The 10,482-nt window shown below is 32.2% G+C and carries 8 protein-coding genes and 2 tRNA genes; all 10 read right to left on the reverse strand.

Annotation, left to right across the window (positions count from 1 at the left end):
* Positions 1-14: 14 nt before the first annotated feature.
* A tRNA-Cys gene (locus ACYEKI_RS15685) sits at positions 15-89 on the reverse strand.
* Positions 90-142: 53 nt separating this feature from the next.
* Positions 143-220: transfer RNA gene (locus ACYEKI_RS15690), tRNA-Cys, on the reverse strand.
* 54 nt (positions 221-274) lie between these two features.
* The gene (locus tag ACYEKI_RS15695) at positions 275-1,225 is read right to left on the reverse strand and encodes an acyltransferase domain-containing protein (protein WP_459212147.1); all 951 of its coding nucleotides are present in this window, start codon (positions 1,223-1,225) and stop codon (positions 275-277) included.
* A gap of 100 nt (positions 1,226-1,325) precedes the next feature.
* Complete coding sequence (locus ACYEKI_RS15700; RefSeq protein ID WP_459212148.1) at positions 1,326-2,723, reverse strand: DUF1302 family protein; 1,398 nt, start codon at positions 2,721-2,723, stop codon at positions 1,326-1,328.
* Between the two features lie 248 nt (positions 2,724-2,971).
* On the reverse strand, positions 2,972-3,760 hold the full coding sequence (locus tag ACYEKI_RS15705) for an enoyl-CoA hydratase/isomerase (RefSeq protein ID WP_459212149.1): 789 nt from the start codon (positions 3,758-3,760) through the stop codon (positions 2,972-2,974).
* Positions 3,748-5,007, reverse strand: coding sequence for a hydroxymethylglutaryl-CoA synthase family protein (locus ACYEKI_RS15710; protein ID WP_459212150.1), 1,260 nt, complete (start codon positions 5,005-5,007; stop codon positions 3,748-3,750). Before ACYEKI_RS15710 ends, ACYEKI_RS15705 begins: the two co-directional genes overlap by 13 nt.
* A gap of 469 nt (positions 5,008-5,476) precedes the next feature.
* Positions 5,477-7,471 carry an aminotransferase class V-fold PLP-dependent enzyme gene (locus ACYEKI_RS15715; RefSeq protein WP_459212151.1) on the reverse strand — a complete coding sequence of 665 codons (1,995 nt, stop codon included), beginning with the start codon at positions 7,469-7,471 and terminating at the stop codon, positions 5,477-5,479.
* 61 nt (positions 7,472-7,532) lie between these two features.
* Positions 7,533-8,162, reverse strand: coding sequence for a class I SAM-dependent methyltransferase (locus tag ACYEKI_RS15720; RefSeq protein WP_459212152.1), 630 nt, complete (start codon positions 8,160-8,162; stop codon positions 7,533-7,535).
* Positions 8,163-8,373: 211 nt separating this feature from the next.
* Positions 8,374-9,579, reverse strand: coding sequence for a cysteine desulfurase family protein (locus ACYEKI_RS15725; protein ID WP_459212153.1), 1,206 nt, complete (start codon positions 9,577-9,579; stop codon positions 8,374-8,376).
* Between the two features lie 16 nt (positions 9,580-9,595).
* Positions 9,596-10,417, reverse strand: coding sequence for a C-GCAxxG-C-C family (seleno)protein (locus ACYEKI_RS15730; RefSeq protein ID WP_459212154.1), 822 nt, complete (start codon positions 10,415-10,417; stop codon positions 9,596-9,598).
* Positions 10,418-10,482: the final 65 nt, after the last annotated feature.

A 10,482-nucleotide genomic window follows, 5' to 3' on the forward strand; every position in this document is an offset into this window, starting at 1 on the left:
TTTGGCATTTATAGAGGCGCCGAGTGGATTCGAACCACTGAAATAAAGGCTTTGCAGGCCCTTCCCTTTGACCACTTGGATACAGCGCCATTATTATACAAATCAGAGTAACTACCTTACTATACAATCATTATAAAGTTTTTGGAGGCGCCGAGTGGATTCGAACCACTGAAATAAAGGCTTTGCGAGCCCTTCCCTTTGACCACTTGGATACAGCGCCATTTCTTCTTTTTTTACAGATTAAATTTTTATAGATGTTATTTATAGGTATTGATTAACATAAACAGACTCTCAATTTCTGAATCACATTCAAATCTTTTCCAAATTGATTCATCATCTGCATTGAAATAGAATCAGAACCTGAAGGAAGTATATATTTAACAAAAGTTGATAACGTTCCACTAGGTCCGATATCTATAAAAGTATAATCTCCAGTCTCAACAATTCTTTCTATTGTTTGTTTAAAATTAACTGGATTACGAATAGCTTTCCATATATAGTCTGCACTCAATTCCTGCACTATTCCGTTTTTCAATGAAGATATTATAGGGGTTTTTGGAGACTCCAACTGTATACTTTCAAAAATTTTCTGGTAAGTATTTTTAATGGAATCTATATGTTTTGTATGGAATCCATACTTAACTGGTAATATCTGTGAGATAACATTTTCTTCATTCAATTTTCCATGAAGTTTCTCTATCACAGTTGGTAAGCCACTGACAACAAAATTATCTTGAAAGTTTTCTGCAGTAAGGTCGCAATTATTAAATAAATCCGAATAACGTCTCATTATTAATTTTGATCCTACAATTGCTAGCATCCCTATAAGTTGTGTACGTTCTTGAGTAAGTTTAGCTATTTCAACAGATATCTTGATGCCATCTTCAAGTGAAATCCCTTCTGAAACTACAGCTGCATGAAGTTCTCCCATGCTATATCCCAAAAGAAAATCTGGATGAATATTCATCTCTTTCAGTAACTTGAACATACTATATTGAATACTCAGTAAAGCTGGATTAGTATAAACAATATTATCAAAAGCCTCACTTTTTTTCTTTCCTCGATATAAAACATCAATTAATGAAATACCAATTAATGGATAAGCGATTTCACTACAATGATCCATCCAATTTCTAAATTTCTCATTATTCTCATAGAGTTCTTTACCCATCTCATAGTATTGTGATCCCTGACCAGAGAACATACATATAATTTGTTTATTCATTTGTTTTTTTGTTTGGTTCTTGAATTTCTATAATTAATTACAGTCTCTTATCACCAAATAATGTGTAAGTTATAAGCTTAACTTACTTTTTTAATAAGTTTTAAAACTGATATAAAATCCTAAAAGCTATTTGTTTTTGATCTCGATAAGGGTAAAGTCCACTTCTTACATCATCTACAATAGGAATAAGACTATCAAAATTCAAAGTAATATGATCGTTCCAATCATAGGAAGCTGATAATATGTTAAAGAAATTAGTATATGGCCCATTATACATAGAAGCCCAACTTAAAGACAAATCATCTTTCATCAATTGTTTACTTAAAGCCAATAATACTGTGTAGTTATTTCTTGGAATTCCCTGAATTTTATCAGACCAATCCATAACATGATAATTCACAGTTTCCAAACTTAATGTAAAAGTACTGCTAGGAGAATAATCAACTCCAAGCGAAGCATCAATAGCATTTTTTTTAATAATCTGAAAAGATGCATCATTATATGCTTTTTTAGATTTAATTGCTAATTCACCTCTAATTAATACATTATTAATTGCTCGATTAAAAGTAATTCCTGCCATGAAAAATCGTTCTTTTTGTTGAGTAATAAGAGTTGGCGTAACCATGCGTAAAGCATATTGATTATCTATCAAATTGGCGGCCATAATACTAATATCGCTTTTTCCAAAGGTTTTTCTCCACCGTAGACCATATTCAAGTAAATTTACATCTTGCTCATCTTTTTGATATTCTACTTTTCCCTCAAAAGGATCAAAATAATATCCAGTATCTCTTCTAGGTTGTTCGTTAAACTGAGGATAAGGTGAAAAAAACGCACTCCAATATCCAAATGACGAATATTGATCCACAGTTAACATAGGTTGTCCTATTCTTAAATCATCTATATTAAGACTCAGTGGTTCCCTATAGTCCAAACGACCAATTTCATTAGTAACAATAGCATAATCAGATTCCCCCCATACTAGTATCTGAATTCCAGCCTTAATACTTGTTTTATTAAAACTACTTTGTAGATATGCTTCTCGGGTTCTTCCTTCAAAGGTTACTATATCATCTTCATTTTTGAATCTATGATCTTCCTTTAAAAAAGTAAAAACCTTAGTATCCACATGTACCGAAAAATAATCCAAAAAAGTGTCAGCGTACTCTAACCTAAAAGATAACCGATTATTCATTACCCTATCTGGTTTTTCAACCTTATATGTAAATCCATATTGTACTCCTAATCTTGTAGCATTCCATATATCAGAAATCCAGAACGATTTTTCTTTTTCTTCTTCATCTACTTTAAGTTCCATGTCGATTGTATCAAAATCTTCAAACTCTATTATACTATCATTTTCTACAGGAATCTGGGCAGACAGATATGAAACACTGAATAATGAAATTATTATTCTAACTGTTCTATTAGCGTAAGAATTCAAATTGCTCTTCATTGTATTTTGCCAGCAAAGAATAATAAAAGGTGTAAGTTTCATAAAAATTACCTTTTTGAGGCTATCAAAAACTCTTTTTAGTTTTATTGGTTTCTGTTTATAAGAACTGGAATTAACAGTATCTAATAATTTATGAGGTATAATCCCATTCTGATTTGAATATACTTTTACAAAAAACTACAGAGGTAAACTCTAAATAAAAAAACAAAAGCATTTATATCTGATTACATTTTTTATCTAAACATTTTAAAAACCTTTTTTTCAGAAAATTCATATCAGAACGGGTATTATTAGCTCTCCCAGGGAAATTGTCCAGTTTTTACAAATCTTGCTATTTTGTCCAAATTTTCCTGGTCAGAAAACACTTCTAAATTTGCAGCCAAGGCATTTGGTTTAGCAACCTCTGTAAAATCACTAAGTTGAGTTATATAATTTTTATATCGAGTTACTCCTTTTTTCGATAGTAATCGAAGTCTCAATAAGTGTTTTCTAAGTAAGTTTTCACTATTTTCTGCATAAACATCCACTAACCCCCAATCCTGTGCTTGCTTAGCTGTTATAGGTTGGGTCATTAATGTTAAATAATGAGCTTTGGAAAAGCCAACTCTACGAATTAAAAAAGGTAATACACAAGCTGGCATCAATCCAAACAAAAGTTCTGACAAACTGAATACTGCTGTATCATTACACAATACAATATCGCATGCTGCAACAAAACCAATTCCGCCTGCATTAGCTTTCCCTCTTACATGTGCTATGGTGATGTACGGACCTGAAGTTAGTTTATTCCATAAATCATACATAGGTTCTGGATTTTGTTCCTCATGAAGTTTTCCGTCGTCCAGGCTTTGTTGAATCCCTTTAAAATCTGCCCCAAAACAAAATACTTCTTTAGAACCTTCTATGACAACAATCTTAACTTTATCTTTGCATTGATCAAGTACTGCTGTAAATTCCCTGATCATATCCTGGTTAATGGCATTATTAGCTTCTGGGCGATCAATTTTAATAAAACAAATATCTTCCTCAAATTTAACCTGTATAGTTTCGTATTCAGTTGCATTCATTATGACACCCATTCGTATTCTCTTTTAAATTCTTTGATTTCCTTTAAAAACAGTGTCTCTTTCTTTAATGCTTTTCTTGCTTGCGGAATAAAACCAGTATCCAACGTTACATTACGTGTTCCAAATTTTACTGCATTACTGCCTACCAATAGATTTTCATACTCATCCATTTGTAATTCATATCGTTTATCAAATTGTTCTTTGATACCAAATTTTTGAATACTCTTTTGGCTTTCTTTGTTTACAATACCGCTAAAAAACTCGGAACAACAACCTGACCCATAAGAAAAACAACCAATTCTTTGAGGTTCATTAAAAGAACCATTCTCGATTGTACTTGCTAATGACATCATAGCTGTTGCTCCCATAATATTACCAATGCGTTGACAATAGATCAATCCAGGTACAACACGATTTTCAAAATCTACATCAATGTCCTGAGTTTTGGCTTTAACTGTCTTTCTCATTAAATTACGATGGGCTCCTTTTACCATACCTCCAAAAGGAGTATGAAAAGCCAAATAACTAAAAGTCTTGGCATAATCCGCCTCTGGCACACGTTTTTTATATTCGTAAAATGCATTTTCACAACAATCCAGATAAGAAAGTAGTGATAAGTCTGAATCTCCAGCTTCTCCATCTGTAGTAGGTCTGCAAGTATCCATTACCTGATATCCATAATAGCCATTTGCTCCAATATCTACCTGGAAAACATATGGTTTTTCACTTACTAACATTGCAACTGCACCTGCCCCTCCGCTTGGTTCGGCAAAGGACCATTCCATTGTAAGAGCATCTCCTCCTTCTTCTATCATAAAACGGGATACATCTGTAGCGATTACAAGAGCCTTTGCTCCGGGAGAGGTTTGAGACAAAATAAAATTAATGGCCATTTGAAATCCTGCTACTCCAGAATAGCAGGCATTTTTTAATTCAAACAAGCGACAATTACGATTTAATCCTAATATCTCATGAAAATATGTGCTCATGGATTTTCCAAAATCAAAAGATGATTCTGTACATGAAATTACCAATTCGATACGATCTTTTTCTTCTGAACTAAGTGAATCTATAATAGGTTTGGCTGCATTTACACCAAATGTAACTGGATCTTCATAAGGTAATGCTACGGTTTTTTCTTTCATTAAGAGATTCTTAAATCTAGATGTATCAAGTTTACGATGTTTGGCAAGTTTTTCTACGTCTAAAAATGCTGTACCTGCAAAAACATTCATTGCTTCAATTCCTGCTATTCGCATATATATTTATAATATTAAATGGTTAAAAAATATTTTTTCTTGGTTTACTGTATTTTGATTACTTTAAAATCAATACTAAATCATTCTTATTGTAATAATAGATATACCTCTCAACTCAAAGAGATAATTATGCAGTAACTATTTGGTATATTTTCTTATTCAAAAAAATTAAGAAATCTATCTCATCTATTTGAAATATATCTATTCATAAGGTCAAACAGCTAAGAGCTATTTATACAGGTAATCTCTTATGTATTCTAACACAAGGATTATCAATTTATAAATGGAAATGTATTTATATTTATGAGTAGGATAAAACTAAAATTCTATACTTATTCTTCTACTTTGGTATCTTGAGTAAAACGGCAAACATTTGTAGTAGGCTTATCCACTCCATTTTAAACTATATAAATATGAATGATTGTTTTAAAAGTAATTTGGTTTAGAACTGAATTAGTTCTTTTGTTTATTATGCGTAGACTCTTTGAGCTGCTTTCTTAGAAAAATCATCAAGTTGCTTTTGAAAATCTGCCTCTGCTTTAGCATTTGCTTTCTTTTGTGCTCCACTAAGTTTTTCTTTATTTTGTTGGATCAATTTATGCAATACTTCAAGTAAAATATCTATATCTTCTTCTGTATTTTCTATTCCTAAACTAACCCTAACAACTCCTGGTAATTGAGTTTTTGGAGCTACTGTCAACACAACACGTTGTACCTGTTCGAGTACTGGGCTAATTCCTGTTATTTTTTTAACTAATAAATGAGAACAATGACAACCATATCTTACACCAATACCTCCTTTATGGAACATTTCTTCTGCTAATTTATTGTGCAAAATTCCTTTTGTCTCAAAAACAATTACCCCTATCCTATTGTCAAATTGAGAAGATTTTGGATCATTTACTCCAAAAACATCAAGACCTGGTATTTTAGCCATTCCTTCAAGTGCTCTTTTAGTCAAAGCCTGTTCATCTTCATGTACAACATCCATTCCTATACGCTGCAAAAGTATCAGAGCCTTACCTAATGAAGCTATCCCTCCTATATTCTCTTCTCCTGATGATTGAAGTCTCTTTATCTTATCCTTATTATAATTAAGTAATCCCTTTTTTACTACTAATACTCCAGTACCAAATGGCGCATAAACCTTATGAGCTGAGAAAGCCATAAAATCTATATCATCTTTTTCCATATCTACCTTTAGGTGAGCTACTACTTGGGCTCCATCAACCAAAATTTTTGCTCCATACCGATGCGCAATTTTAGAAATTTCTGTAACATCATTACAACTTCCCAAAACATTTGAAGCGCCACTAATAGCAATAATTTTTATACGTTTCTTTCCATACTTCTGTTCTTGATTATACTCCTTAAGATTATTTTCTAATTCTGCTAAATCTACAAACCCTTCACTATTTACATCTAATCTGATTAACGACTTTTTTGATACCATACGCCATGGCAAATCATTTGATGAATGTTCAAGTAAGGAAATTAATACTACTGGGTCTACATCATTTTTTGATGTTGTCATTAAACTTTCAGAGACAAGGTTTATTGATTCAGTAGTATTTTTGGTAAAAATTATATCGTATTTTTCTAAAGATGCTCCCAGAATTTCACTACATACAGTACTTACTTCTCTAACAACTTCCTCTCTTCTCTTTTTCGATAATCTCAAGGATTTACGAAAAGTATCCCATATTGGTATAAATGTAGGAGTACTTGCACTATTATCGAGATTAACGAATGGCTTTTCTCCCTCTAAGGTAGGTACAATAGATCCACGACCTATTAATGTTTTCCTAAGTTTTTTCAATAGTTCCACCCCAGAATATTCAATAAGCTTATCTTGATAAAGCAATTCATTTACTTCAATATTTATCGGAGATAATTCCTTAAAGATATTTTTTCCATATTTTTTCATCAATAATAGAGCCTTACTAAATGTAATCACATTTATAATTGCGGGAGTACCTGGTTCAAATTTATCTGGTCCAGTATTCCAAATAATCCAACTCGCAGCAACCAATCTTGCTGTACCTCCACCACACTCTGAAGGAGCTCCTGTTGGTAATGCTTTTTTATCAATAGCTAACGCAGTTATTCCTAACGGAATTCCTATATCTATACTTGTTAAAGTTTTATAGTTTCCAGGTTTAAGTTCCAAAATCAAATCTTTTGTACGTTTTGGAGAACAAAAGATTACGATATACTTATCCTTGTTCAAATTCATATATTCTATAGCTATATTTCTAGCTTGTTCGTATAAATATGAAGATACCATTGAATTGTGCCCACTTCCACGATGTACGTTGGAATAAGTCTCTAATGCAGCATATACACCACGCTCCAGCTCTTCAAATACTGCCTCTGATCCATTACTATTTTGAGTCCTTTTTTCATTTTTTTTGAGTTGGCGAATGTTTGATGCCTCATACTCATTGTACATGGTTGTTTCCATTTTGAACCTTGTTTTATTTGGTTTTTATTTAATTAGTATTCCCTTCCTATTACAAGATTTCTTACTTTTTTTGTGCTATAATTAAATACTGTCGCCCTCTTCGACGTATACATTCTGTTTTCAGAATTTTAAATTCCGTATTAAAAATTAATTCTTCTAATTCTGAAAGATTATAAATTCTCAAATTAGGAATTAATCCAATCTTACTTATTAAAGATAGAGACATTCCCATCAAAGATCTTTTACCTAAACAAGGAGTTACAGAAATAAATAATCCTCCAGGTTTTAACAATTCATGTATTCTTTTTAATATATTAGGTATATCATCAACCAAATGAAGCACATACATTCCTAAAATAACATCAAAACCTTCTTTCTTATATCTTGAATCAAATATCGTTGTATGTGTATATTCTACGTTTTGTATACCTTCTTTATTGGCTTTATCCCTTGCTATATTGATCATTTTTGATGATATATCCATCCCATATACCATTTTAACATGATGAGCAATTTCGTTTGCTAATAATCCTGTAGCACATCCAAAATCTAATACGCAGTCTTCTTTGTGGAGGTATTTTTTAGTTTTTTCCAAGATTTTAACTCTTCCTTCTCTATCTTTCATTTCCTCTTTATCATACCCTTTGGCACTTTTGTCCCAAAAACTTTCAGATTTATCTATTGTATGCATTTGGTTAATCGTATTTATTCAATTTATAAATTCTAGTTATATCAAGTGTATATATAAAAACATCAATCCTTTATTAAATCATTATCTAACATAAAGGGTTGTGCATTTTACTCTAGTAATTTAAGTATATAACTAGTTTTATACTAGTTAACATTGAAAAAATAGCTATATAAAATTCCCCTTTTTAAATTCATATCAATAAAACTAGATATTACAATCTAAGTTCTTGACTTTTTAATTTTATTACTGTTCCAGTTTCTTCTCTTTTTTTCTCCTCCAAATATTGCTTTAATACCTTTAATGTATATTTGATATGCTTGTACTTTGTATCATTACCAAAACTAATCCGAATAGATTCCTGAGCTTCCTTATCCGTCAATCCTATTGCTTTTAATACATGAGATGGTTTGTTTGAAGAAGAACTACAGGCTGAACCAGCTGAAACAGCTATTCCTTGATAATCTAATGCTCTCATTAATTCACCACTTGTAATTCCAGGAAAGGTTAAATTGATTGTATTTGTTAAACAATTATCCATTGGAGAATTAATAATAATATCGCTTTTTATAACTTTTAACTCATCAATAAAATGTTTTTTAAGAAATGTATTTTTTGATGTATTAGAAATAAGCTTTTTCACTTGTTTACAGGCCTCACCAAAACCAGCTATGTTGTGAATTGACTCGGTACCAGCACGCATTCCTTCTTCCTGATGTCCCCCATGAATATAAGACTCCAATGGGCTACTAATTCTGGAATACCATGCTCCTACTCCTTTAGGTCCATAAAGTTTATGAGCAGAAAATGTTGCATAATCAACACCAAGTTCTTTAACATTTATTGGTATTTTCCCTAAAGCTTGCACACAATCCGAAAAAACCAATGCATTTTTAACCTTGGCCAGTTTCGTTATTTTTTTTACATCCTGTATAGTACCTATTTCATTATTTGCCAACATACAACAAACCAAAAAGGTTTTGTCGTCTATCATATCTTCTAGATCTTTAAGTAAAACACGACCTGATTTATCTACTGGACAATATTGTACTTCAATTCCTAATTTACTTATATACTCTAGAGTACTCATCACAGATGGATGTTCTATTGGTGTAGAAATTATTTTATTTTTTTCTGGATAGAATATATTACTTACTGTTTTTAACAACGCATTATTTGATTCTGTGGCACAACTGGAAAAATATACTTCATGTGAATGTGCTCCTATCGCAGTTGCGACTTGTTCTCTGGCTTTTTCAATAATCTGTGCAGACATTTTCCCTTTAGCATAGCCAGAAGAAGGATTACCCCAATAAGATTTCAATACTTGATTCATAACACTTCTAACTTTTGGAGTGACCTTAGTAGTTGCATTATTATCAAAATAGACTCTGTTTTTACTCAATAACTGTTTTATCATGATAATAGTCTTTAAATTATAAAGCAGCTAGCGCTTCAATGATCTTTTGACAACCTCCTTTTTTGATATAATCAGAATGATCATCAATGTCTTTAAACTCTTTTTTGGTAATTTTACTACACAACACTTCTGAATCTGTCTGCATATAAAAAGCTCTCAACATTTTTTTGGTTTCCAAACTATCAAATGATGAAGGAGATTTGCCTGGATTCTTTTTTATCCAGTCCACCATCTTGTACCAAATTGCCGCACTTAGTGCCCCGCATTCTTTACCACTTAACCCAAGTCCTCCTGCATATCCTGCAACCATAAGCATTTCTTCTTCAGTAGCTCCCATCTTTCTAACCACTTCTGATGCACAACTTACTGATCCTGGACAGAAATTTACAGATTCATCTGACAAACCCTCATCTGCCGATTTAATTGCCTCAGGAGCCCATCTCCCTGCCAGCTTCATACACCCGAATGCTTTTCCTGTAAACAATACTTTAAGAGGCGCTAATTTACCTGTAAGATCCATATCTGTGATTTCCCGGCAACTGATTGTATTTGTTCTTTTTTTAAAAGACTCCATTAAGTGCTGTGTGGCTGTAATGGCCATTGCTATAGCCTCTCCAATATCTTCATTTCTACGATATGATTCTGCCCCTGCCGCCAAAACTGCACCTCCTATCATTCCACATTGATATCCTCTGTTTAGTAACCCTCCTGCAAAGGGAGATGCTGCTATTTCTGCTATTTCGTTTGGCACACCATATTCTGTATTGAGTAGAGAGCAAAATGCTGTACCACAAGTCCCTTTGGATAGTACCTTTAATCCTTCTTTGATAGCTTTCATAATGAAAATTTAAGTAAGTTTTAATTAAATATGTAATCAGAAAATCTTCTAGAAAATAGATGCCG

Source organism: Aquimarina rhabdastrellae, from assembly GCA_947387485.1.
In the GTDB taxonomy this organism is placed as follows: Bacteria; Bacteroidota; Bacteroidia; order Flavobacteriales; family Flavobacteriaceae; genus Aquimarina.

Coding starts and splice junctions, on each gene's coding strand:
- ACYEKI_RS15695 (WP_459212147.1), bottom strand. CDS start 1,225: ATGAATAAACAAATTATATGTATGTTCTCTGGTCAGGGATCACAATAC.
- ACYEKI_RS15700 (WP_459212148.1), bottom strand. CDS start 2,723: ATGAAACTTACACCTTTTATTATTCTTTGCTGGCAAAATACAATGAAG.
- ACYEKI_RS15705 (WP_459212149.1), bottom strand. CDS start 3,760: ATGGGTGTCATAATGAATGCAACTGAATACGAAACTATACAGGTTAAA.
- ACYEKI_RS15710 (WP_459212150.1), bottom strand. CDS start 5,007: ATGCGAATAGCAGGAATTGAAGCAATGAATGTTTTTGCAGGTACAGCA.
- ACYEKI_RS15715 (WP_459212151.1), bottom strand. CDS start 7,471: ATGGAAACAACCATGTACAATGAGTATGAGGCATCAAACATTCGCCAA.
- ACYEKI_RS15720 (WP_459212152.1), bottom strand. CDS start 8,162: ATGCATACAATAGATAAATCTGAAAGTTTTTGGGACAAAAGTGCCAAA.
- ACYEKI_RS15725 (WP_459212153.1), bottom strand. CDS start 9,579: ATGATAAAACAGTTATTGAGTAAAAACAGAGTCTATTTTGATAATAAT.
- ACYEKI_RS15730 (WP_459212154.1), bottom strand. CDS start 10,417: ATGAAAGCTATCAAAGAAGGATTAAAGGTACTATCCAAAGGGACTTGT.